Raw genomic sequence first — 22558 nt, 5'->3', positions numbered from 1 at the left:
ACCCCGCTCACGGTGCCGCGTGCAGCGGGGCCGCTCAGCCGTACGGGCACCCGCACGGGTGAGCACGGAAAAATAGTACCGAAACGACGCGGTGCATGGTCCTTGTCGCCCGGCGCGCCCGCCTTCTACGTTGCCGGTGTTCCACCGCGGCAAGGCGACGCGGAACGCTCCCCGGGCTCGGGGACCTCCTCCCGGGGACGGGCGGGGGAAAGACCTACCAAAGGAGTTAGGCATGCTCACCACGAAGCGCGCCCTGACCTTCGGCGCCGGTGCGCTGGCTTCGGCCCTCGCCCTGGCCGCCTGCTCGTCGGGGAACGTCTCCACGGACTCGGGCTCCGCCGGTGGCGGGGGCGGCAACGTCACCCTCAACGTGGCCACCGTGAACAACGGCCAGATGAAGGACATGGAGAAGCTCAAGTCCGAGTACGAGAAGGCCAACCCGGGCACGACCGTCAACTTCCAGGTCATGGAGGAGGGCGACCTGCGCGCCGCCGTGACCGCGGACGTCGCGAGCGGGGCCGGCCAGTACGACATCGTCACCATCGGCGCGTACGAGACGCCGCAGTGGGGGGCCAACGGCTGGCTCGTCGACCTCACGCCGGACCTCGAGTCCGACTCGGCCTACGACGTCAACGACCTGCTCCCGCCGGTGCGCGACGTCAACACCTACGACGGCAAGCTGTTCGCGGTCCCGTTCTACGGCGAGTCCTCCATCCTCATGTACAACAAGGAGGTCCTCGACAAGGCGGGCGTCACGCTCGGTGACACCCCCACCTGGCAGCAGGTCGCGGACGCGGCCAAGAAGGTCAACTCCGCCGACATGGCCGGCATCTGCATGCGCGGCAAGCCCGGCTGGGGTGACCTCTTCGCCCCGCTGACGACGGTCGTGCAGACCTTCGGTGGCAACTGGTACGACGAGCAGTGGAACGCGACGGTCGACACCCCGGAGTGGAAGCAGGCCGTCACCTTCTACAAGACGATGCTCGACGAGTCCGGCGAGAAGGACCCGGTGTCGTACAGCTTCAACGAGTGCCTCACCGCGCTCAAGGAGGGCAAGGCCGCGATGTGGGCCGACGCCTCCGTCGCCGCGTCGATGCTCGAGGCCGACGACTCGCCGGTCAAGGGCAAGATGGGCTACGCGCACATGCCGGTCGAGAAGACCCAGCAGTCCGGCTGGCTCTGGAGCTGGAACCTCGCCATCCCGTCCTCGACCAAGCAGAAGGACGCCGCGCTGAAGTTCGTCAAGTGGGCGACGAGCAAGGACTACATCAAGCTCGTCGGTCAGCAGATCGGCTGGTCCAACGTGCCCCCGGGCTCGCGCACCTCGACGTACGAGATCCCGGAGTACAAGGAGGCCGCGGCCGCCTACGCCCCGATCACGCTCGACGTCATGAGCTCGGTCAACCCGAAGCAGCCGGGCGTCAACCCGCAGCCGTGGGTCGGCATCCAGTACGTCTCGATCCCCGAGTTCCAGGACGTCGGCAACCAGTGCGCCCAGCTCGTGGCGGACTACCTCGCCGGCCGCTCGTCGGTCGACGACGCCCTCGCCAAGTGCCAGTCGCTCGCCCAGGCCGCCGGCGACAAGCACAAGAGCTGACCCGCAGCACCCCGTGAGCGACGGGTGCCGGGGCCGGTCCCTCCGGCCGGCCCCGGCACCCGTCGCCACACCCCCGCCAGACCGCTCGCACAAGGGAGTGCCCAGATGACCGTGACCGAGCTCGACACGGTGGAGGCCGAGACCGCCACCGAACCCAGGCGGGTGAACAAGAAGGAGCTGCGGACCGCACGCGGGCTGCTGCTCCCCGCCGTGATCTTCCTGATCCTCCTGACGCAGGTCCCGTTCGTCGTGACCATCGTCTACTCGCTGCTCCGCTGGAACCTGCTCTACCCCAACGACCGCGGGTTCACGGGTCTCTCCAACTACGCGTCGGCGCTGACCTCGGGGGACCTCTGGCCCTCGGTGCTGGCGACCGTCCTCATCACGGCCTTCTCGGTCATCCTCTCGGTGGCCCTCGGGATGATCTTCGCGATCCTCCTCGACCGGCCCTTCCGCGGCCGGGCCATCGCCCGCACGCTGATGATCACGCCGTTCCTCGTCATGCCGGCGGCGGCCTCGCTCATCTGGAAGTACTCGATGTTCGACACGAACATCGGCATCCTCAACTGGCTCTCGCGGACGCTGGGGCTGCCCGTCGTGTCGTGGTCGACCGAGCACCCGATGCTCTCGGTCGTCATCGTCCTCACGTGGCAGTTCACCCCGTTCATGATGCTCATCCTCCTGGCCGGGCTGCAGGGCCAGGACAAGGGCATCCTCGAGGCGGCGCAGGTCGACGGCGCCGGCACGTGGCGCACCTTCACCTGGATCACGCTGCCCCACCTGCGGATGTACGTCGAGATCGGCGTCCTCTTGGGGTCGGTCATCATCCTCCAGGTCTTCGACCCCATCGCCATCCTCACCAAGGGCACCGGCGGCACGAAGACGCTGGCCTACCTGCTCTACGAGCGGGCCTTCATCGGCCTCGACGTCGGGCAGGCCGCGGCCTACGGCGTCGTCACGGTGATCCTCACGATCATCGTCGCGACCGTGGCGCTGCGCACCCTCTTCAAGGTCTTCATGGCAGGAGGCAGCCGATGAACCGCTCGCTCCGTGGCTCCCTGGTCACCGCGCTCACGTGGGTGCTCGTGCTCGCGTTCTTCTTCCCCGTCTTCTGGATGATCCTCAACGGCTTCAAGCCGGAGGCGGTCGCCTCGTCGGTCAACCCGAAGCTGTTCTTCTCGCCGTCGACCGAGGGCTACCAGCTCGCGATGGACCGCGGGATGAAGGGCTACCTGCTCAACTCGGTGACCGCGGCGGTGACGGCGACGATCATCGCGGTCGTCCTCGCCATCCCGGCGGCCTACGCCCTGTCGATCCGGCGGGTCAAGAACGTCGAGAACGCGCTGTCGTTCTTCATCTCGACGCGCTTCATGCCGCTGGCCGCGGTCGTGCTGCCGCTGTTCATGATCCTCAAGACGCTCGGGCTGCTTGACAACATCTACATGCTCGCCGTCGTCTACGGCGCGGTGAACCTGCCGGTGGCGGTGTGGATGATGCGCTCGTTCTTCCTCGAGGTGCCGTTCGAGATCATCGAGGCCTGCCGCGTCGACGGGGCCGGTCTCGGCCGCGAGATCTTCCGGGTCGCGCTGCCGCTCGTGCTGCCCGGCGTCGCGTCGGCCGCGCTCATCACGTTCATCTTCAGCTGGAACGAGTACTTCCTCGCGACGCTGCTCACCTCGTCGGCCGCCCGCACGACGCCGCCGTTCCTCGGCTCGTTCGTCGACGGCCGCGGGCAGTTCCTCGCGGTCCTCTCGGCGGCGGCGACCATCGCCGCGCTGCCGGTCATCGTCGCGGGCTGGGTCGCCCAGAAGCAGCTCGTCCGCGGCCTGTCGATGGGAGCCATCAAGTGACCCGTGCGTCGTCCCTCGCCCGTCGCGTGGTGGCCTGATGCCCGCGCCGAGCCGCGACCTCACCGGCACGGTCGTCGCCGTCACCGGAGCCGGCGGGGGCATCGGTGGCGCGACGGTCCGGCTGGCCGTCGAGGCCGGGGCCCGGGTCGTCGCCGGGGACCTGCGCCCCGAGGGGCTGGACCGGCTCGTCGAGGAGCTGGGGTCGGACCGCGTCGTCACCGTCGTCGGCGACGTCCGCCACGAGGAGACCGCCGACCGGCTGGTCGCCGCCGGGGTGGAGGCGTGGGGCCGGGTCGACTCCGTCGTCGCCAACGCCGCCGTCGGCTTCTACGGCGGGGTGCTCGACCAGAGCGCCGACGAGGTGGAGCTCATGGTCGACGTCACGCTCAAGGGCACCATCTGGACCACGCGGGCGGCGGTGCGGCAGTTCCGGGCCCAGGGCGACGGCGGCGACCTCGTCGTCCTCGCCTCGGTCGCGGGCCTGCTCATCGGCGGCGGCAAGGAAGCGGTGTACGCCGCGACGAAGGGCGCGCAGGTCAACCTCGGCTACGCCCTCGACCGCGAGCTGCGCGGCGAGGGCATCCGGACGACGGTCATCGCGCCGGCGGGGGTCAACACCCCGTTCGCGGCGGCCGACGGGCGCTTCGGCGACGGCGACCCGTCGCAGGGGCCGTTCATGGAGCCGGCCGACATCGGCGGCGCCGTCGTCCACGTGCTCCAGCAGCCGCGACGGATGCGCACCGAGCTGTGGACGATGTGGAGCCTCGCCGAGCAGCACTGAGGCATCCCCCCGAACGACCGCCGGCCGGCGACCCTGCCCGGCCGGCCGGCGGTGCCGTCACGGGGCCCCCGGGAGTGACTGGGCCTTCCCGGGGGCCTCGTCATGCCCCTGCCCGGCGCCGTCCCGCTGTCGGTACCCCGTCGAGTGAACACAACACGCCGTGCGCGCCGGGGTGCCGGCGGCGCGTCCTGTTCACTCGACGGGTGAGGCGTCGGGAGACATCGAAGTCCCCCGGGGGCGCAAGCTTCCCCGGGGGACTTCTTCGTGCGGAGGCGGAGGGATTTGAACCCTCGATGGGCGGTTAGCCCAAACCGCATTAGCAGTGCGGCGCCATAGACCGGACTAGGCGACGCCTCCAACGCTTGCACAGGGTATCCGGCACGGGTGCTGCGGGCAAAAGCGCCCCGCCCGGCCGGACGTGGCGGTGGTCAGCGGGCCGACCCGGCCGCCTCCGGCCCGGCTCCCGGGGAGCGACTGTCGCGCGGCGCGAAGACCCACCAACGCATCGCGGCGTACTTGACCGCCGTCGCGGCGACGGTCGTCACGGCGACCACGCCGGTCTCGACCCAGGTCGGCGCACCGGGCGCGACACGGGCCAGCAGCGCCAGCCCGCCGGAGGTCATCGCGAGCGTGAGGGCCAGCACGAGCAGCCCCTGCAGCTGGTGGCGCGCGACCCCCTCGCGGCCGCGGATGCCGAACGTCCAGCGCCGGTTGGCCCACGTGTTCGCGACGGCGGCGACGAGCAGGGCGACGGCGTTGGCCACCTGGGGCGTCGCGAGGAGGGTCCGCAGGACGACGAAGCCACCGAGGTGCAGGACGGTGCTCGCGATCCCGATGACGGCGAAGACGAGCAGCTCGCGGGGCACCGACCCCCGCGAGCGCACCGGGGTGGCGCTCGCGGGGGTCCGCACGACGGTCACTGCCCCGAGCCCGTCGTCGGCCGGGTCAGGTCGTAGAACGTCTGCCCGCCGATGGTCTGCGCGGTGAAGTGTTGCGAGACCCAGGTCGCGATCTCGCTCGAGGTGCTCGAGCCGCCCTGCTGCCCACCGAACCCACCGCCGGCGAGGAACCAGTGGATGCGCCCGTCCGCGACGTACTGCTGGAACTGCGCGAGGGTCGGGGAGGGGTCCGAGCCGTTGAACCCGCCGACGGCCATGACCGGCAGCTCGGTGGCCAGCTGCAGGCCGGCCGCGTTCTGCGACCCGACGGCCGCCGCGACCCACGTGTAGCTCGACGCGTCGGCGGTGAGGGCCTCGACGACCGCGCTGTCGGGGGTGGTGGCGTCGAGCAGGCCGCCCATGCCGCCGCCCCGGGACGTCCCGCCCTGCGCGGTGCCGCCCTGCGCGGTGCCGCCCTGTGCGGTGCCGCCCTGTGCGGTGCCGTTGCCGAAGGGCGCGGTGCCGCCGTTGGGGTTGGTGGTCGTGCCACCGGGTGCCTGGCCGGGCATCCCGCCCTGACCGCCCCCGGGGCCGCCCTGCGGCATGCCGCCCGGCATCCCGCCACCGCCGGGTCCGCCACGGCCGCCGGCCGGTCCGGCCGTGACGATCGACCCGCTGTGACCGGTCGCGAGCGTCGAGGCGGAGTACGCCGCGGGGCCGGCGAGCCCGGCGAGGACCGCGAGGGCGGCGACGGCGGCGAGGCCGCGGCGGTGGAGCCGTCCGGCGACGAGGAACAGCAGGGTCGCCGCGAGGCCCAGCGCGAGGACGGTGAAGCGCAGCCACCCGCCGTACGAGGTCGTGCGGGAGAGGAGGACGAAGCCCCAGACCGACGCGGCCGCGGTGCCGGCGGCGAGGGTCAGGGCGCCGAGGGCGTCGTGCCGTCGCTCCCACGCCTCGCCGGCACCCATCCCGACGAGCGCGGCGATCGCCGGCGCCAGGGCGACCGTGTAGTACTCGTGGAAGATGCCCTGCATGAGCGAGAACACGAGCGCCGACACGGCGAGCCACAGGCCCATCGCGAGGTAGGCGGCGCGCCGGCCGTCGGTGCGGGGCGCCCGGCCGCGCAGCGCGAGGCCAGCGACGAGGAGGACCAGCGCGGCCGGCAGGAGCCACGAGATCTGGCCGCCGACCGCGGAGCCGAACATCCGGAAGAGGCCGACGCCGTCGGAGAAGCCGCCGGCGCCCCCGCCGCCACCGCCGACCCGGCCGACCTCGGAGCCGTCGAGCCGGCCGAGGCCGTTGTAGCCGAAGGTCAGCTCGAGGAAGGAGTTGGTCTGGCTGCCACCGATGTACGGGCGCATCGAGGCCGGCGTGAGCTCGACGACCGCGACCCACCAGCCGGCGCTCACGAGGAACGCCGCCGCCGACAGCAGTCCACCGACGAGCCGCCGGCGGACCGGGGTGTCGGCGCAGACGAGCCAGACGATCGCCACGGCCGGCACGACGAGCAGCACCTGGAGGCTCTTGGTGAGGAAGCCGAGGCCGGTGAAGACGCCCGCAAGGGCGATCCAGCGGTAGGAGCCGGCCTCGACGGCCCGCAGCGTCGCCCAGATCGCGAGGGCCATGAGCAGGGTGAGGAGGGCGTCCGGGTTGTTGAACCGGAACATGAGGACGGCCACCGGGGTCAGGGCGAGCACGACGCCGGCCAGCAGGGCCGCGCCGTGGCCGAACCGCCGCCGCACGGTCGCGTGCGTGACCCAGACCGTGGCGACGCCCATGAGCACCTGCGGCAGGAGCATCGCGAAGGAGGAGAGGCCGAGCAGGCGCACCGAGAGGGCCATGACCCAGAGCGAGGCCGGGGGCTTGTCGACGGTGATCGAGTTCCCCGCGTCCGAGCTGCCGAAGAGGAAGGCCTTCCACGAGACGCTGCCGGCCTGGACCGCGGCGGAGTAGAAGCTGTTCGCCCAGCCGCTCGCCGTGAGGTTCCAGAGGTAGGCGGCGGCCGTGACGACGAGGAGGGCCACGAGCGCCGGCCGGGCCCACGCGGGGTCCTGGGCCGGCCCGCGGAGGGTGCGGGCCAGGCGGCCGGCCCTCGGCGTCGTCGTGGCGGGGTGCGTCGCGAGGTCGTGGGTCCCGGGGCCGGAGGCCGTGCGCAGGGTGGCGGTGTCCATGCGTCCACGGTCCGGTCCGGCGCTGTGTCGTTCCTGTGGTCGCCCTGTCGCCGGTGGATGACCCGGTGCGAGGATCGGGAGGTGACCGTCACCGTCCGCCCCGCCCGCCCCGACGAGCTCGCCGCGGTCGGCGAGCTGACCCTCGCCGCCTACGCCGCCGACAGCGGCATGACGCGCGAGCACCCGTACGCCGCATCGCTGCTCGATGCCGGGGCGCGCCTGCGCGACGCCGAGCTGCTCGTGGCCGATCAGGGCGGCGCCGTCGTCGGCACCGTCACCTACGTCCGCCCCGGCACGCCGTTCGCGGAGGTCGGGGGGAAGGGCGAGGCCGAGGTGCGGATGCTCGCCGTGTCGCCCTCGGCCCGGGGCGCCGGCGTCGGCCGCGTCCTCAGCGAGGCGTGCGTCGAGCGGGCGCGCGCCGAGGGCTGCCGGGCCGTCGTGCTGTCGAGCGCCTCGTGGATGCTCGCCGCCCACCGGCTCTACGGGCGGCTCGGCTTCCGGCGGTGGCCGGAGCGCGACTGGTCGCCGCGGCCCGACATCGACCTGCTCGCCTTCCGCCTCGACCTCTGACCGCCCCGCCGCTCCTCGACCCACTGATTGCCCATCCGCCACCTCCCGGACCGCGTGGAAGCGCTCCCGAGGTGGCGGATGGGCAAGAAGTCGGGTGGGGAGGGGGGGTCAGGAGGCGGGGAGGAGGACCGAGAAGGTCGTCGCGCCCGGCTCCGAGGTGACCTCGACCCGCCCGCCGTGGGCCTGCCCGACCGCCGCGACTATGGACAGCCCCAGCCCGGTCGACCCCTGGGCGCGGCTGCGCGAGTCGTCGCCACGGACGAAGCGCTCGAAGACGGTGGGCTGCAGGTCACGGGGGATGCCGGGACCGTTGTCGGACACCGAGATGCGCACCATGTCGGCCTCGGGCCTCAGTCGGGTGACCACCCGTGTCCCGGACGGGGTGTGGGTGCGGGCGTTGGCGAGGAGATTCGCGAGGATCTGGTGCAGCCGGGCGCCGTCGCCCGTGACCTCGACCGGCTCCTCGGGGAGGTCGAGCTCCCAGCTGTGGTCGGGCGAGGCGGCGTGCGCGTCGCTCACCGCGTTGACGGCGAGCAGCGACAGGTCGACGGGCTCCCGCTCGAGGGGGCGCCCGGAGTCGAGGCGGGCCAGCAGGAGGAGGTCCTCGACGAGCTCCTGCATCCGCAGGGCCTCGGACTCGACGCGGCCGAGGGCGTGGGTGACGGTCTCGGGCACCGGCTCCCGTTCGCGGCGGGTCAGCTCGGCGTAACCGCGGATGGACGCGAGCGGGGTGCGGAGCTCGTGCGAGGCGTCGGCGACGAACCGGCGCACCCGCATCTCGCTCTCCTGCCGCGACTGCAGCGCCTGCTCGACGTCGTCGAGCATCGTGTTGAGCGCGAGGCCGACCTGGCCGACCTCGGTGCGGGGGTCGGCGTCCCGCTCCGGGACGCGGACGGCCAGCGACACGTCGCCGGAGTCGAGCTGGAGGGTCGAGACCCGGCGGGCCGTCGCCGCGACCCGGTCCAGCGGGGCGAGGCTGCGGCGCACCACCACCGCGCCGCCCACGCCGACGAGGACGAGCCCGACGACGGTCCCGCCGACGACGAGGGCCAGCAGCTTGCCGAGCAGCTCGTCGACCGGGCGGGTCGAGACGCCGACGACGAAGATGCCCCCGTCGCCGAAGCTGCGCGAGGTGACGAGGTACTCGCCGAGGTCGTGGCCCAGCGAGACGCGCACCGGCTCGCCGCCCTCGACGGCGCTCGCGAGGCGGCGGATCTCGTCCGCGCTCAGCGTGCCGTCGGTGTTGGAGCGGGTGACCACCTGGTTGAGGGGGTAGCCGCGGGGGTCGGTGGCCACGGCACCGGAGGCGGTCAGCCCGAGGACGAGGGTGCGGTCGCTGCCGGGAGCCCCGGGCGGCTGGCCGTCGCCGAAGCCGCGCCCGTCGTTGTCGTCGTCGAACACGCCGCGCCGGTCGCCGGCGCGGAACAGGGCGCTCTGGAGGTCCTGGCTCAGCTGGCCGTCGAGATAGCGCCGGGTCTCGACGACGGTCAGCGCGCTCGTCGCGAGCATGACGAGGGTGAACAGGACGAGGACGCCCGCGAGCAGCTGCGTGCGCAGGGTCCAGCGCGAGGGCCGCGCGAGGGCCGCGGGCCGGCGCAGGGCAGGTGTCATCGGCTCACTCGGCCGGCTTGAGGACGTACCCGACGCCGCGCATCGTGTGGATCATCGGGGCGCGACCGACGTCGATCTTCTTGCGCAGGTAGGAGATGTAGAGCTCGACGACGTTGGCCTGGCCGCCGAAGTCGTAGTTCCACACCCGGTCGAGGATCTGCGCCTTGGAGAGGACGCGCTTGGGGTTGCGCATGAGGTAGCGCAGCAGCTCGAACTCGGTGGCGGTCAGCTGGACCTCGACCCCGCCGCGCGTCACCTCGTGGCTGTCCTCGTCGAGCGTGAGGTCGCCGACGACGAGGACCGAGTCGCTGTCGGCCGCGGCGATCGCGGTGCGCCGCATGAGGGCCCGCAGCCGCGCGACGACCTCCTCGAGGCTGAACGGCTTGGTCACGTAGTCGTCCCCGCCGGCGGTCAGGCCGGCGACGCGGTCCTCGACGGCGTCCTTCGCGGTGAGGAAGAGGACGGGGACGTTGGGGTCGTCGGCGCGCATCCGCCGCAGGACCTCCATCCCGTCGAAGTCGGGGAGCATCATGTCGAGGACCACGGCGTCGGGCCCGAACTCCTTCGCCGCCCGCACCGCCTGGATGCCGCTCGCGGCGCTGCGGACCTGCCAGCCCTCGTAGCGCAGGGCCATCGAGAGCAGCTCGGTGAGGTTCTGCTCGTCGTCGACGACGAGGACGCGCACCGGGCTGCCGTCGAGGCGGGTCAGGGCGGGCGCAGGGGCGGGCTGCTGGCGGGTCGGCATGCGCCCACTCTGCGGCGACCGGCTTGGCCCTCCCGATGCGTCACCTGTGCGCTTCCTGTGTGCCACTCCTCCAATCTGCCAGCCGGGTGCTGGATGCGCCACAGGTTCGTGACAGCAGGGGGTGTGAGGGTGCACGCAGCCATCCGCCCGACGAAGGAGACCCTCGATGAGCGAGCGCCGCGACGAGCACGACCCCGTGACGCCCGGTTCCCCTCCCGCACAGCCCACCCCGGCCGACGAGACCGCCGCGCTGCCGGTCACCGGCGACACGCACGAGATGGCCCCCGCGACGGGTGCCGGCGAGCCCGAGGCGCCGGCCTGGGCCGCGCCCGCCCCGGAGGCGGCACGACCCGTCCCGCCGAGCGGGGGACCGGGGACGACGTACGGCGTGCCCGCCGCGGCGGCTGCCGCTCCGTCGCCGGCGCCCGCTGCGGGCGACGGCTTCACGTGGCGTCGGCCGTGGTCCGGTTGGGGCACGCCGTCGCGGTGGTCCGGTCCGCGCACCGTCGCGGCGCTCGTCGTGGCCCTCGTGGTCGGCGCCCTCGGGGCGGCCGGGGCGACGGCGGCCATCACGCAGTCCGACGCCGGGCGCGGCGGGTTCGGGCAGGGGCGCTTCCCCGGCGGCGGCCCGGGCCAGCAGCAGGGCGGGCAGGGGTTCGGCGACCGGCACGGGTTCGGCGACCGCGACGGCGACCACGACAGTGGCCGTGGTTTCGGTGACCGGGACGGCGACGGCGACCGCGGCGGCCTGCCGGGCCTCCCCGGTCAGCAGCCCGGCGCGCCCGGCCAGCAGGGCGGGACCTCGACCGACCCGGGCGACGCGAACGGCACCTCGCCCTCCACCTGACGGCACGGCAGGGCCCCGCCGGTGCGCATGCCGGCGGGGCCCTGTCGTGTGCTGCGGCTCAGGCCTTCTCGAGGCGCTCCTCGAGGGCGGTGAGCTCGTCGGCGAGCGCGGTCGGCAACCGGTCGCCGATGGTGTCGAACCACTCGTGGACGAGGGGGACCTCGGCCCTCCAGTCCTCGGGGTCGACGCGCAGGGCCTTGGTCACCTTCGCGGCCGCGGCGGGGTCCATCCCCGTCGTGTCGATCGCCCCGGGGGCCGGCACGAGGCCGACCGGCGTCTGCACGGCGTCGGCGGTGCCGTCGAGGCGCTCGACGACCCACTTGAGGACGCGGGCGTTGTCGCCGTAGCCCGGCCAGAGGAACGAGCCGTCCTCGTCGTCGCGGCGGAACCAGTTGACCTGAAAGATCTTCGGCAGCTTCGCCGGGTCGGCCTTCGCGCCGATGTCGAGCCAGTGCTGCATGTAGTCGCCGGCGTGGTAGCCGATGAAGGGCAGCATCGCCATCGGGTCGCGCCGCACGACGCCGACGGCACCGGTGGCGGCGGCGGTCGTCTCGGACGAGAGGGTGGCGCCGACGAAGACGCCGTGGGCCCAGTCGCGGGACTCGTAGACGAGCGGGACGGTGGTCTTGCGGCGGCCGCCGAAGAGGATCGCGTCGATCGGCACGCCGTCCGGGTTGTCGTACTCGGCGGCCATCATCGGGGTCTGCTTCGCGGGAGTCGTGAAGCGGCTGTTCGGGTGGCTGCTCGGCACGCCGGACTCGGGCGTCCAGTCGTTGCCCTTCCAGTCGGTCAGGTGCGAGGGCGGCGCCTCGGTCAGGCCCTCCCACCAGACGTCGCCGTCGTCGGTGAGGGCGACGTTGGTGAAGATCGAGTTGCCCTTCTCGATGGTCCGGACGGCCTGCGGGTTGGTGTGCATGCCCGTCCCCGGCGCCACGCCGAAGAGACCGAACTCGGGGTTGACGGCGTAGAGCCGTCCGTCGGGGCCGAAGCGCATCCAGGCGATGTCGTCACCGACCATCTCGGCGGACCAGCCGGCGAGCGCCGGTTCGATCATCGCGAGGTTGGTCTTGCCGCACTGGCTGGGGAAGGCGCCGGCGACGTAGTGGACGCTGCCCGTGGGCGAGGTGAGCTTGAGGATGAGCATGTGCTCGGCCATCCAGCCCTCGTCGCGGGCCATCGCCGAGGCGATGCGCAGGGCGTAGCACTTCTTGCCGAGGAGGGCGTTGCCGCCGTACCCGCTGCCGTAGGACCAGATCTCGCGGGCCTCGGGGAAGTGGGCGATGTACTTCGTCGTGCTGCACGGCCACGGCACGTCCTGCTGCCCGGGCTCGAGCGGTGCGCCCACCGAGTGCAGGCCCTTGACGAAGGGCGCCCGCCGCTCCTCCATCGCGCGCAGCACGGGGGTGCCGATGCGCGCCATGATCCGCATGTTCGTCACGACGTACGCGGAGTCGGTGATCTCGACGCCGAACATCGGCACGGTCGCGTCGAGGTGGCCCATGACGAACGGGATGACGTACATCGTGCGGCCGCGCATCGACCCGCGGTACAGCTCGGTCATCGTCGCCCGGAGCTCGGCCGGGGCGACCCAGTTGTTCGTCGGGCCGGCGTCCTCCTCGCGCTCGGAGGCGATGAAGGTCCGGTCCTCGACGCGGGCGACGTCGGTCGGGTCCGACTGGCAGAGGAAGGAGTTGGGCTTCTTGCTCTCGTCGAGGCGGACGAACGTCCCGGCGTCGACGAGCTGGGTCGTGAGGCGGTCCCACTCCTCGCGCGAGCCGTCGCACCACACCACCTCGTCCGGCTGCGTGAGGGCGGCCACCTCGTCGACCCAGGACTGCAGGTCGGGATGGGTGGTCCGGGGGAGGGTGCTGGTCGTGGTCGTCATCGCGGGGTCCTTCCGCCGCTACCGGGTGGGGTCGGTCACCGGGCGACGGGCTCTCGACGCTGTCGGGAAGGAACCTCGGCGGCCCATCGCTCAGGGCCTCACCTCCACCGTAGGACCGTCGTCCGCGGGGGTCGAGAGGCCGCTGGGCACCGCGCTTGTGAAACTCTTCACAAGTTGGCGAGGGGCGGGTGTCAGTGTCGGACGTCGTAGACGGCAAGGGTCACGCCGTTGCCGTAGACGGCGTGCTCGACGAGGTCCAGGGTGCTCGGACCGGTGTCGGGGCCGACGGAGAAGAGCCGCTTGCCGGTGCCGAGGACGACCGGGAAGACGAGCAGGTGGTAGCGGTCGACGAGCCCGGCGGCGGCGAGACCCTGCGCCAGGAGGGCGCTGCCGGCGACGAGGATCGGGCCGCCGTCGCCCTCCTTGAGCCGGGCGACGTCGTCGAGACCGCGCAGAACGGTCGTCGGCTGCCAGCCGGGGTCGGTCTCGGCCAGCGTCGTCGAGACGACGTACTTCTGCATCCGGTTGAAGCGTGCGAACTCGTCGTCCATCGACGGCCACACCGGGGCGAACTCCTCGTAGGTGGAGCGACCCATGAGGAGGGCCTCGGACTCCTCCTGCTCACGGCCCTTGATCTCGTAGGCGGCCTCGTCGAACGGGACCTCCTTGAAGGTCCAGCCGGCGCGCGGGTGCGTACCGCCACCGGGGGAGTCCATGACCCCGTCGAGGCTGACGAAGGTGCTGACGACGAGCTGGCGCACGGGTTCTCCTGGCGTTCGGTGGATGGTGTCGACGGTACGACCGGCGGCCGGGTGGGAACTCATCGGTGCGGTCGGAAGGCGCCGGGTCGGCGGGCTCTGGGGGCCGATTTCTGATGCGCGCCGGAGGTCCGGTAGTCTGCTCTCTCGTTGCGCCTCGGCGTGACGGGCGCCCGTAGCTCAACGGATAGAGCATCTGACTACGGATCAGAAGGTTAGGGGTTCGAATCCCTTCGGGCGCGCAGAACGGATGGGTCCGTGACCTGCGGAAACACCAAACGAAGGCGCTCGCCGGCCACTGGCCACCGAGCGGCTGTGGCCCCAAAACTGGCCCCAAAACCCACACCGGCTGCGCTGTCGGGACGTGTCGTCGCCTGTCGGACAGGGACGGAGACCACGACGCTGGGAGTTCGTGAGCGCGTCTGTTCCGGGGGATGCGGCGGTGACTCTTGGGACGGCGCTGACCGCTTTCGGACTGACATGGAGACCATTAGCGCCACCGTCAGCCCCAACCCGTCCTCGACCGACACCCTGCTCCTCACCCTCGACGAGGTGGCTCGGCATCTGCGTTGCGCGCGGCGCAGCATCGAGCGCCATGTCGCGAGCCATCGCCTGCACGCGGTCCACCTCGGACGCTCGGTGCGTGTGGAGCGCAGGGAGCTCGAACGGTTCATCGCGCAGATGCGCGAGCCCGACGATGCCTAGGCCGCGGAAGCCCGCCGAGCAGAGCACCTCCACCGTGTACAAGGGCGCTGACGGTCACTGGCACGCTCGCGTCACGATGGACCGGAGGCCGGACGGGACCCGGGCCCGCAAGCACCTGCGACGACGCACGAAGGCCGAGCTGCGGGAGGCTGTTCGGGAGCTCGAGCGCTCGCGGGACACTGGGACGTTCGTGTGGACCGAGGATGACGTGACGCTGGCCACGTGGCTCGAGCACTGGCTGGAGACGATCCTGCCGATGACGGCTCGGTGGAAGACGCTGTCGACCTACCGCAGCCAGATGCGCGTGCACGTGGTCCCTGCGTTGGGTGGGCGCAAGCTCAGCGAGCTGCGGCCCGAGCATCTGGAGGAGCTTTACCGCGACATGGCCGCCCAAGGGCGGTCACCACACGTGATCCGCGCCGTTCACCGCGTACTGCGCTCCTCGCTGAACGAAGCCGTCCGCCGGCGACGTCTCGCGCACAACCCGGTCATCGTGGCCAGGCCTCCACGGGCGGCGCTTGTCGAGGTGGAACCCTTGTCCGTGGAGGAGACCCGTCGAGTTCTCACGGCTGCAGCTGGCACCAGGCATCCGGTGCGGTGGTCAGTCGCCTTGGCTCTCGGACTGCGGCAGGGAGAAGCCTTGGCGCTGACCTGGCCAGATGTCGACCTCGACAAGGGCGTGCTGCATGTTCGGCGTTCCGCTCAACGGCACACGTGGAGCCACGGCTGCGGGGGCATACATGGGCAGCCGGTATGCGGCCAACACCGCGGAGCGCACTGTCCGCGACGCAAGAGTGGCGGACTGCTCCTCGTCGAGACCAAGACGTCGGCCTCCCGACGCAGGATCGTGCTGCCCAAGCCGCTGGTGGAGGAGTTTCGCACCCAGCGCGTCGCAGTCAGGCAGGCCAGGCTGGCTGCAGGGCCGGACTGGGACGCCACACACGACTTGGTCTTCCCCAGTCCGACAGGAGGGCTCATCGACCCCGCGCGCGATAACCGGGACTGGAACAACCTGGTTGCCTCCGCAGGCGTGCGACACGTGAGACTGCACGATGCTCGCCACACAGCGGCGACCCTGCTGTTGCTGCAGGACGTCGACATTCGAACGGTGATGTCCATCATGGGCTGGACTGAGATGGCCACCGCGCAGCGGTACACCCACGCAGTGGACGAGCTGCGGCTGCGTGCCGCGCGTCGGATGGGTGACCTCCTCTGGGCTCACACGGACTAGCTCGTTGCGTGCGGCAACTCTCCTGATGTGGCTTCTAGCACGCTCACCCGCTTGCGGTCATCGTTGGACCGGCACATGAGGGGCAGCGCTACTAGCTCAACCTCGTGAACGCCGGAGGGCCCGCTGGGCCTGGTGGTACAAGCGCCCGAGGTACTGCGTCTCTTCGCCCACTATGGGGAAGGCCGCGCGTCGCCCGCTTAGTCCGGTTGGGCTCGACGCCCACCTATCCCCCGGCTCACCGCCCAATTGGCCCCGGACGCTGAGCCCCACTGTGGGCGAAGGATGGCGAAGGCCGGAACGGCTCCATCACCGACGTACCCAAGACCCGCTCGCACTGGATGGCGCCACTCCGCCGGACGTCGGCACCTACACCTCTGAACTTGACCGCAACGGACGTCGGAGGCGTTTCAAAAGTCGATCAGCCACCTGGGCAGCCTACTTCGGTTGAGCACCAATCCCCGCTGGGCCAGAAGGCGGGACCGTGCCCACCACCGCGACGTAACAGCAACTACGTCAGAGACCGAGCTGCGGCACACCTGCTCATCCGAGAGACACTTCACCACGCAAAGGCCGGTGAGTCGGCACTGTGGTCAATGCTGACGCGGGCGGTCGTTGCGCGCATTCGGGCCGCCAAGTCGGGTGAAAGGCCGCGTGATCGGTCTCTGCCGTGGTAGCAAGGTTCACGTCAGCGTGGGGGGCATGGGCGCGGTGAACGAGCACGAGGATGTGCTCGAGAGGTTGCGAGCCGTTGGACCGGGCGACCAGAGCGGTCGAGACACGTTCGGGCGCTACCGGTATCAAGTCCGTCTGGCCGTCCATTTCTGGCTTCAGACCCTGATCCCCGACGGCCCCAAGGTTGTGCTCCTTGAGCACCAAGAGGACTTAACCTTGGTCTACAACGGTCACGCTCGCATGTGCCAGGCAAAGTCCCGGGACCTGGGCCGCAGCGCTTGGTCGCTCAGCGTCGTTTCAAGACCTGGAGGCGGCCTGGATTCGCTTGGGAGAGCTTTCCAGCAAACCCAACAAGTTCCAGGGACATTTGAACTGCTCCTTGAGGGAAGGGCTGTCAGTAAGCAGCCGACTCAGGCCTTCTTCGCAAACCCTGCACAGTGCCCTGCAGAGACCAACGCTGCAGTAGCTAAATCTCTGGGCGTGCCGCCAGCAGACGTTGAACCGTTCCTCCAGCGCCTCAGAGTTCGATCGGGTCAGCCGAGTCGCACGTCCATCGATGACAAGAATCTGATGCTTCTGATGCATCTGATACCCAGTTGCACACTGCCCATCGCGCGGACCACATACGTGCGGCTACTTGCCATCGCGGAGGCAGAACAAGAGGGGACGTCTAGCACGACATCTGAGCAACTCCTCGAACTCGTGAACTTCGACCAAGCGCCGCACCAAATGGGGCTAGCGAGCGCACGTCTTCTCTCCGAACTACCCGGGGAAGTGGTCTTGCCCCAGGCATGGGGCGAGTTGATGGCTCGACCGTCAATGTCGGATCTTGAACGGAAGTTGCGGCTGGCAGGCGCCAGCTACAACACGATCCAAAAGGCTATAGAGCTCAGGGCGGTGGGCGACTTGCGCCTTCGGACCGTGAGAGCCGGGCCGCAATCTGACATGGAGTACGCGGACACCGTCGTGGACGCTGCCCTCTGGCTGGCCGAGGCAATTGCAACGCCCTATAAGAGCGACGCGATGGTTGGCGACAAGGTCTTTGCTGAGCTCCTCAAAGCTCACGGATCTCTTGGGTCCGCGGATCCAGATGATCGCTTCGGCGATGTCACTGAGTTGGTGGGGGTTGTCTGCCAGGTTTCGGACGAGTGCCGCTTCCCTTGGAGGATGCCATGAAGCGCACGGCCTACGTCAGCACGCCCGAGACGCAGACCCGCCTATTGCTCCTGATCGACACGTTCAGCCGGAAGCGCAACGGCGATCCCCGCCTCTTGGAAGGTCGGACCAAATTGGCCAAACTCGACTTCCTATTGCGCTATCCCAAGCACCTCAACCGCGCCTTAGACGCGCTCGGCGTGAAGGGCGGCGGTGCCCCGTCCGACTCCAGCCGCATCGCCGACAAGATGCTGCGCTACAGATACGGCCCGTGGGATCCCCAGTACTACTCCGCCCTTGGCGGTCTGCTTGGGCGAGGTCTGATCATCGCTCTCCCAACCCCCCGCGGCTACGGCTACCGGACGACGAACGAGGGAGAGAGACTCTGTGAGTGGCTCCTGGAGGACGACTCGTTCGAGGATCTAGCCCGAACGCTTCCAGTGCTGCGGCGTCATTTCGACTGGACGGGGAACAAGCTGAAAACGTTCATCTACGAGATCGTGCCCGAACTCAATGAACTTGAATGGACCAAGGAACTCTCGTGACACTGCTTCGCCTGGACTCCATCAATCTCGTGGGCGCCGACCGCAGAATCGACTTCTCATCTGGTCTCAACGTCGTAAGCGGTGACATCGCAAGCGGAAAGACGACGTTAGTCCGAGTGCTCCGCGCGGTGCTCGGAAGCAAACCACGACATCTGCCACCGGAAACGGCGAGAATTACCCAAATTCAAGCTTTGCTTAGGATTGGTACTGCCGATTACAGCATGAGCCGCCCATTCGTCACGACAGACACGGCTCCGGTCGACATTACAGGATCCGGTGAAGCTCTGAGGCTACCGGCTTCGCGGGCAACGATTCGATCGAGCGATACCTTCGGGACTTGGCTGTTGCGGAAGCTGGACATTCCCGCTGTCGAAGTTCCGACAGCCAGGACAAAAGCCACGTCGACCATGACGCCGGTGACTATCAATGATTGGCTCAACTATTGCTTCGTCCCGGGCGACGAGATCGACGTGATGGTATTCGGTCACAAAGACCCTTTTCGCGACATGAAGCGCCGTTACGTCTTCGAGATCAACTATGGACTTTACAATTTCGAGGCCGCCGAAGTAGAAGCAGGATTGCGTCAAATTGAACGTCGCCTCGAGTCCTTGGGACGACAGAGCCTCGCCGCCGCAGCGTTCCTTGCCCACACCCCCTTCGCTGATCTTGCAGAGGTGCAAGCTAGACGCGACCAGACTGCACGCGCTCTCGCAGACCTCGCCGACCGGCCTAACGAGATTGCAGCCGACGCGACAGTTGGCGAAGGTGCCGCAGCCATCCGACAGCAGTACTTGTTGGCGCAGAAGGAGGCCTCGGACGCGAAGGAGGCGGCGGCGGCCGCCGCGAGGCAGATCTCGGATCTTCAAGATCTCATCAGCGATCTAACCGCTCAGGCAGGAAGGCTGAACCGGGCCATCGTTTCGGCGGAGCTGCTGAGTGATATTGATTTCGTCGTATGCCCGAGATGTGGCCAAGGGGTGGAAGCCTCTGAGCGAGACCAGCAGGGGCACTGTCGACTATGCCTGCAGGAGGTGCACGAGTCAGACGCGCCGGCTGCGATGAGTCGCGAGCTGGATCGAATCTACGCTCAGATTTCAGAGACGCAAGGATTGCTCGACCGGCGGCTGGATGAATCGCACGCCGCCGCGGCGCGGGCGAACCAGTTGGAGGCTATCGAAAAGCGGCTGGACATCAGTCTACGAATCGCTACTAACTCTTTCGTGTCCTCGGCCGCGGATGAGATTTCGGCAACGGCCAAACGCCAAGCTCGGCTCGAAAGCGACCTCGAACGATTCGACGACTACTTGGAGCTGTATGAAAAGAACGCACTCATCGATCAAGAAGTCGCGCTTCTTGAGGATGAACGCAATGATCTGTTGTCCCAGTTGGAGTCAGCGAAGCTCGATTCCGCATATCAGAATGTACGCGAGCTCGAGCGCACATTCTCCTACTACCTTGAGCGGCTCCACTCGCCGCTCGTGGAAGGTGCGGGTTCTGCCACCCTCAATCGCACGACCTACCTGCCTGAGGTTGCCGGAAGAACATTCGACGCGCTCAGTAGCCAAGGGCTTGCGACTCTAGTCAATGTCGCCCACGCCTTGGCTCATCACACGACTTCCATTCGCTTAGGCCTACCACTGCCGGGTCTCCTGGTCCTTGACGGGCTCAGTAGCAACTTGGGCAGTAAGGATTTCGACGCCGCTCGAGTGGACGACATGTACACACTCATCCGTGAGGTCGCCGAGGAGTACGCCGAGCACCTTCAAGTGATCGTGTTCGATAACGATCCGCCGCCTTGGATTCTTTCTTTTGAACGGGCACGATTGACTCAAGACTCACGGTTGATCCTTACTGCGGACGAGTAGCACCGGGGCGTCAACATCGGACTTCGCCACAGTGCCGCGAGTATCGATCCGCCGCATCGGTAGTGAAGCGATTCGGGCCTCACCGCGCTCGGGCTGCAGGTCAGAGGGGGGCGTGGTCGCTCAGTTCGCGGTCGACCCACTCGAGGTAGGCCCGCAGAGCCATGACGGACTCCTCTAGAGCGGCGGGAGTGACGAGCACACCAAGCTCGTCCGGCGTGAGGCGGAACTTCAATGCCTTGAGGCGCTGCTTGGTCTGTTGCAGTCCCTTACCTCGAACCTGTCGAGCTGTGAAGCGTCCAAGCCCATGAACGAGCGCGTTCCTAGCCTCGATGATGGGGGCAACCTTGGCAAACGGCGAGGCGCCATTCCTGATCTTGACTTCCTTCGTCACGTACTTCGTGAAGTACTCCTCCATCGCGAGCCATGACCCCGTGCCCTTGTCCTCGAACTCGGCGTAAAGCTTCTCAACCAGCGCGGCACGAGGAGAAGGTGCTTGAGGTGCCAGCCGCATGACGAGCTGGCCGGCAACGAAGGACTCGACGATGGTCACGCACCGCACCAGGACGCCCTCTCGACGATGTTGCGCCTGCATTGACCCAGGTGGCAGGACCTTGAGTCTCCCGCCGATGGCCGTGCGGGACTCCAGTGCCGCCTCGGCGCGACGATGCTCGGCAAATGCGATCATGAGTTGGCGCCGAGACTGCTCGCACACCATTGAGAGATCGGGCACGCTGGCCGCGGGTGCGCCCGGCTGTGAAGACGTGGTCATGACGGCCTATCACCGGCTGGCCGCGCCTTCCGCACGACGCGGCGCCGAGTCCCCCAGGTCTGCTTCCGCGCCCATTCCGCCAGCCAGCGTTCGATCTGGTCAGTGGCGACCTCCTCGACCCCGTTCGCTCCCCGGGCCGCAGCTAGGGCCAGGGCGGCGGTCAGCCTGTGCGGCTCCGGAGCGCGGTCGTACGCGCGCGCGCTGAGCTCGACGGTCAACTGGCGCCTACGAGCAAGGGCGAGGGCCGCCTGCGCCGAAACCGCGTCATGAGCACCGACGACCTGCTCCTCCAACCACTCAATGTGGCGCTGGCGACGTCGCGTCCCGTCGGACACGGACCCCGCGAGGTGGGCAATCCACAGCGACTGCCAAATACTTACGATGTTGCGGTCGCGTCCACACAGCTCGTTGAGCACACGGTGGACCGGGGCTGCATCGTCCCTGCCGACCGCGATCAGGTAGTTGCACACCTGCGGAGTGAGGTGTGGTTCGTTGACGAGGAGCGCAATGGCAGCGCTAACCGCGCGGTCATCTCGGCCTGTCTCCAACGTGGCCAAGGACTTGCGCAACAAGGTCGACCAGATGGGCGAGCCCCACCCGAAGTCGCTCCTGGAGTCCTCATCACGCCAGACGCTGACTACCCGCGCCGCGACCGCGAGCTGGTCGGTGGTCGGCTCGAGCCTGGCTGCAGTCTCATCCGTCAGTTCCGTCTCGTCATGTTCGTTCCCGGGCAACCTGCGCCCCTCTTGTGTGACGTCGTCCATGATCACGTCCACGAGGTCTTCGTCATCGTTGTCGGAGTAAGCCGCAGTGGCCGATCCGAAGAACTCCTCGAGAGTGATGCCCTGTAGGTCTTGCTCGTCGAAGAAACGCTGCTCGGCGCGCTTAACCTCGGTCCGGGACTCTTTGTAGGTTTCCCTTCCCGGCGTACCGGTTTTCCCCTCGTTGAGGACGAGCCCGAGCTCGAACGCTGACCGCTCGATGTGTTCAAGAGCCTCCAGTGCCTCGCTGTAGTCCGCACAGGCGACACGGAAGTCGTCGGCGTAACGGCCGGTCACGTAGCCGAGACGCACGAGATTGCGCCGGATCGGGTCGACGTACAAGTCTCCGAGCACGTCGGAGGGTTCGGTCATCTGAGGCAGCCCAAACTGGCGGCCAGTACCACCCTGCAGTAACTCCACAACCGCGGTGATGGCCAGGTCGTCACCGGTCTGAGCGACAACCTCGTCGATGAGTCTCTCGTGGTCGATGTACTGGTAGTAGGCGGCGACATCCGCCTTGAGAACGTACTTGCAACCACTGACTTCCAGTGGGCTATCGGCGAACTCGTCGTAATCACCGCGGTCAGGTACCACCGGCAGTCGGCCCACGACCACGTTCACCAATGCCCGATAAATGATCCGGTCCTCGAGCGCGACGTACGGCAGCGGACGTGATCCCCTACCAGCCTTGCGGGCCAACACGCTGTCCTGCTGTGCCGGATGGAAGTCTCGACGCATGCGGGCCTGGACCCGACCGATCAGGTCCTCGACGTGGCCAAGGAGCGCACGATCGGCTAGCGGTGGGGGCAGGTAGCGATTACGTGCGTTCAGCTCACCGATCACCGCGGCGCGGTAGTCCACCTCGGCCAGGACAGCAGCCGGAATTCTCATCGCACCTCCTCCAAAGCACCTCGACGAAGCCCAGGCCCCATCAACTGGCCGGCGGCATGGCACGCTTACACATACCACGCTCAGCAGCGCTTCGCTCCGAACACAACTCCATGCCTGCGCCTTCCTCAGCATGGTGAGGATGACAGCTGACTACCGATTTGGCGCTCGTGCTTCTCGGCCGGGCATCGCGCTGAGCATGCACGGGCCGCAAATGAGGTGGGCTCAATCCGGCCAGGGCCTCCCCGGGCAAGCACCCCGGACCTGCCGGCCA

Annotated in this window: 19 protein-coding genes and 2 tRNA genes; 12 read left to right on the top strand and 9 right to left on the bottom strand. The window is 69.0% G+C overall.

From position 1 onward, the window contains the following. Window positions 1-232: 232 nt before the first annotated feature. From KMZ30_RS07035 to KMZ30_RS07020, 4 genes are all read left to right on the top strand, one after another. Window positions 233-1597 carry an ABC transporter substrate-binding protein gene (locus tag KMZ30_RS07035; RefSeq protein ID WP_215511967.1) on the top strand — a complete coding sequence of 455 codons (1365 nt, stop codon included), beginning with the start codon at window positions 233-235 and terminating at the stop codon, window positions 1595-1597. A 105-nt stretch (window positions 1598-1702) separates the two neighbouring features. Next, window positions 1703-2635 carry a carbohydrate ABC transporter permease gene (locus KMZ30_RS07030; RefSeq protein WP_030526996.1) on the top strand — a complete coding sequence of 311 codons (933 nt, stop codon included), beginning with the start codon at window positions 1703-1705 and terminating at the stop codon, window positions 2633-2635. Next, window positions 2632-3447 (top strand): carbohydrate ABC transporter permease, encoded by an 816-nt coding sequence (locus tag KMZ30_RS07025; RefSeq protein ID WP_215511968.1) that lies wholly within the window; start codon window positions 2632-2634, stop codon window positions 3445-3447. The genes KMZ30_RS07030 and KMZ30_RS07025 overlap by 4 nt, the downstream gene beginning before the upstream one ends. Window positions 3448-3484: 37 nt before the next feature. Then, complete coding sequence (locus tag KMZ30_RS07020) at window positions 3485-4228, top strand: SDR family oxidoreductase (protein WP_215511969.1); 744 nt, start codon at window positions 3485-3487, stop codon at window positions 4226-4228. 267 nt (window positions 4229-4495) lie between these two features. On the opposite strand, the gene KMZ30_RS07015 is transcribed toward KMZ30_RS07020, so the two are convergent. The 3 genes from KMZ30_RS07015 to KMZ30_RS07005 form a co-directional block, all read right to left on the bottom strand. Continuing rightward, window positions 4496-4585, bottom strand: a tRNA-Ser gene (locus KMZ30_RS07015). A gap of 71 nt (window positions 4586-4656) precedes the next feature. Beyond that, a complete protein-coding gene (locus tag KMZ30_RS07010; protein ID WP_308279615.1) occupies window positions 4657-5148 on the bottom strand; it encodes a GtrA family protein in 492 nt (163 codons plus the stop codon). After that, complete coding sequence (locus tag KMZ30_RS07005; protein ID WP_215511970.1) at window positions 5145-7277, bottom strand: ArnT family glycosyltransferase; 2133 nt, start codon at window positions 7275-7277, stop codon at window positions 5145-5147. Before KMZ30_RS07005 ends, KMZ30_RS07010 begins: the two co-directional genes overlap by 4 nt. Before the next feature lie 81 nt (window positions 7278-7358). Between KMZ30_RS07005 and KMZ30_RS07000 the strand changes: the two genes are divergently transcribed. Continuing rightward, complete coding sequence (locus tag KMZ30_RS07000; protein ID WP_308279616.1) at window positions 7359-7847, top strand: GNAT family N-acetyltransferase; 489 nt, start codon at window positions 7359-7361, stop codon at window positions 7845-7847. A 108-nt stretch (window positions 7848-7955) separates the two neighbouring features. On the opposite strand, the gene KMZ30_RS06995 is transcribed toward KMZ30_RS07000, so the two are convergent. Both KMZ30_RS06995 and KMZ30_RS06990 read right to left on the bottom strand, forming a co-directional pair. Further along, window positions 7956-9458 (bottom strand): sensor histidine kinase, encoded by a 1503-nt coding sequence (locus KMZ30_RS06995; RefSeq protein ID WP_215511972.1) that lies wholly within the window; start codon window positions 9456-9458, stop codon window positions 7956-7958. Window positions 9459-9462: 4 nt separating this feature from the next. Beyond that, entirely contained in the window at window positions 9463-10203 is a 741-nt protein-coding gene (locus KMZ30_RS06990) for a response regulator transcription factor (RefSeq protein ID WP_308279617.1), read from the bottom strand. A 166-nt stretch (window positions 10204-10369) separates the two neighbouring features. Between KMZ30_RS06990 and KMZ30_RS06985 the strand changes: the two genes are divergently transcribed. Further along, the gene (locus KMZ30_RS06985; RefSeq protein WP_215511973.1) at window positions 10370-11050 is read left to right on the top strand and encodes a hypothetical protein; all 681 of its coding nucleotides are present in this window, start codon (window positions 10370-10372) and stop codon (window positions 11048-11050) included. Window positions 11051-11108: 58 nt separating this feature from the next. Here the strand turns inward: KMZ30_RS06985 and KMZ30_RS06980 are convergent, their stop codons facing one another. Beyond that, window positions 11109-12935, bottom strand: a complete 1827-nt coding sequence (locus tag KMZ30_RS06980; protein ID WP_215511974.1) for a phosphoenolpyruvate carboxykinase (GTP) — start codon at window positions 12933-12935, stop codon at window positions 11109-11111. Window positions 12936-13126: 191 nt separating this feature from the next. Then, entirely contained in the window at window positions 13127-13696 is a 570-nt protein-coding gene (locus tag KMZ30_RS06975; protein WP_215511975.1) for a dihydrofolate reductase family protein, read from the bottom strand. 166 nt (window positions 13697-13862) lie between these two features. On the opposite strand from KMZ30_RS06975, the gene KMZ30_RS06970 reads away from it, so the two are divergent. The 6 genes from KMZ30_RS06970 (at window position 13863) to KMZ30_RS06945 (ending at window position 19866) form a co-directional block, all read left to right on the top strand. Further along, window positions 13863-13935: transfer RNA gene (locus KMZ30_RS06970), tRNA-Arg, on the top strand. A gap of 238 nt (window positions 13936-14173) precedes the next feature. After that, the gene (locus KMZ30_RS06965; RefSeq protein WP_215519932.1) at window positions 14174-14398 is read left to right on the top strand and encodes a helix-turn-helix domain-containing protein; all 225 of its coding nucleotides are present in this window, start codon (window positions 14174-14176) and stop codon (window positions 14396-14398) included. A 34-nt stretch (window positions 14399-14432) separates the two neighbouring features. Then, window positions 14433-15629 carry a tyrosine-type recombinase/integrase gene (locus KMZ30_RS06960; RefSeq protein WP_215519931.1) on the top strand — a complete coding sequence of 399 codons (1197 nt, stop codon included), beginning with the start codon at window positions 14433-14435 and terminating at the stop codon, window positions 15627-15629. A gap of 708 nt (window positions 15630-16337) precedes the next feature. After that, a complete protein-coding gene (locus KMZ30_RS06955; RefSeq protein ID WP_215519930.1) occupies window positions 16338-17477 on the top strand; it encodes a hypothetical protein in 1140 nt (379 codons plus the stop codon). Next, on the top strand, window positions 17474-18001 hold the full coding sequence (locus KMZ30_RS06950; RefSeq protein ID WP_215519929.1) for a hypothetical protein: 528 nt from the start codon (window positions 17474-17476) through the stop codon (window positions 17999-18001). The genes KMZ30_RS06955 and KMZ30_RS06950 overlap by 4 nt, the downstream gene beginning before the upstream one ends. Further along, on the top strand, window positions 17998-19866 hold the full coding sequence (locus KMZ30_RS06945; RefSeq protein ID WP_215519928.1) for an AAA family ATPase: 1869 nt from the start codon (window positions 17998-18000) through the stop codon (window positions 19864-19866). Before KMZ30_RS06950 ends, KMZ30_RS06945 begins: the two co-directional genes overlap by 4 nt. Before the next feature lie 100 nt (window positions 19867-19966). Here the strand turns inward: KMZ30_RS06945 and KMZ30_RS06940 are convergent, their stop codons facing one another. After that, window positions 19967-20416, bottom strand: a complete 450-nt coding sequence (locus KMZ30_RS06940) for a hypothetical protein (RefSeq protein ID WP_215519927.1) — start codon at window positions 20414-20416, stop codon at window positions 19967-19969. A gap of 215 nt (window positions 20417-20631) precedes the next feature. After that, window positions 20632-22287 (bottom strand): RNA-directed DNA polymerase, encoded by a 1656-nt coding sequence (locus KMZ30_RS06935; RefSeq protein ID WP_215519926.1) that lies wholly within the window; start codon window positions 22285-22287, stop codon window positions 20632-20634. Between the last annotated feature and the right edge of the window lie 271 nt (window positions 22288-22558).

The organism is Phycicoccus mangrovi (assembly GCF_018729305.1).
In the GTDB taxonomy this organism is placed as follows: Bacteria; Actinomycetota; Actinomycetes; order Actinomycetales; family Dermatophilaceae; genus Phycicoccus; species Phycicoccus jejuensis.
This window is presented reverse-complemented; position numbering and strand designations above follow the sequence as displayed.

Bases quoted from the DNA above. Each gene is read 5' to 3' on its own strand.
- KMZ30_RS07030 (WP_030526996.1), top strand. From the start codon at position 1,703: ATGACCGTGACCGAGCTCGACACGGTGGAGGCCGAGACCGCCACCGAA.
- KMZ30_RS06990 (WP_308279617.1), bottom strand. From the start codon at position 10,203: ATGCCGACCCGCCAGCAGCCCGCCCCTGCGCCCGCCCTGACCCGCCTC.
- KMZ30_RS07035 (WP_215511967.1), top strand. From the start codon at position 233: ATGCTCACCACGAAGCGCGCCCTGACCTTCGGCGCCGGTGCGCTGGCT.
- KMZ30_RS06995 (WP_215511972.1), bottom strand. From the start codon at position 9,458: ATGACACCTGCCCTGCGCCGGCCCGCGGCCCTCGCGCGGCCCTCGCGC.
- KMZ30_RS06980 (WP_215511974.1), bottom strand. From the start codon at position 12,935: ATGACGACCACGACCAGCACCCTCCCCCGGACCACCCATCCCGACCTG.
- KMZ30_RS06935 (WP_215519926.1), bottom strand. From the start codon at position 22,287: ATGAGAATTCCGGCTGCTGTCCTGGCCGAGGTGGACTACCGCGCCGCG.
- KMZ30_RS07025 (WP_215511968.1), top strand. From the start codon at position 2,632: ATGAACCGCTCGCTCCGTGGCTCCCTGGTCACCGCGCTCACGTGGGTG.
- KMZ30_RS07005 (WP_215511970.1), bottom strand. From the start codon at position 7,277: ATGGACACCGCCACCCTGCGCACGGCCTCCGGCCCCGGGACCCACGAC.
- KMZ30_RS06985 (WP_215511973.1), top strand. From the start codon at position 10,370: ATGAGCGAGCGCCGCGACGAGCACGACCCCGTGACGCCCGGTTCCCCT.
- KMZ30_RS06965 (WP_215519932.1), top strand. From the start codon at position 14,174: ATGGAGACCATTAGCGCCACCGTCAGCCCCAACCCGTCCTCGACCGAC.
- KMZ30_RS07020 (WP_215511969.1), top strand. From the start codon at position 3,485: ATGCCCGCGCCGAGCCGCGACCTCACCGGCACGGTCGTCGCCGTCACC.
- KMZ30_RS06950 (WP_215519929.1), top strand. From the start codon at position 17,474: ATGAAGCGCACGGCCTACGTCAGCACGCCCGAGACGCAGACCCGCCTA.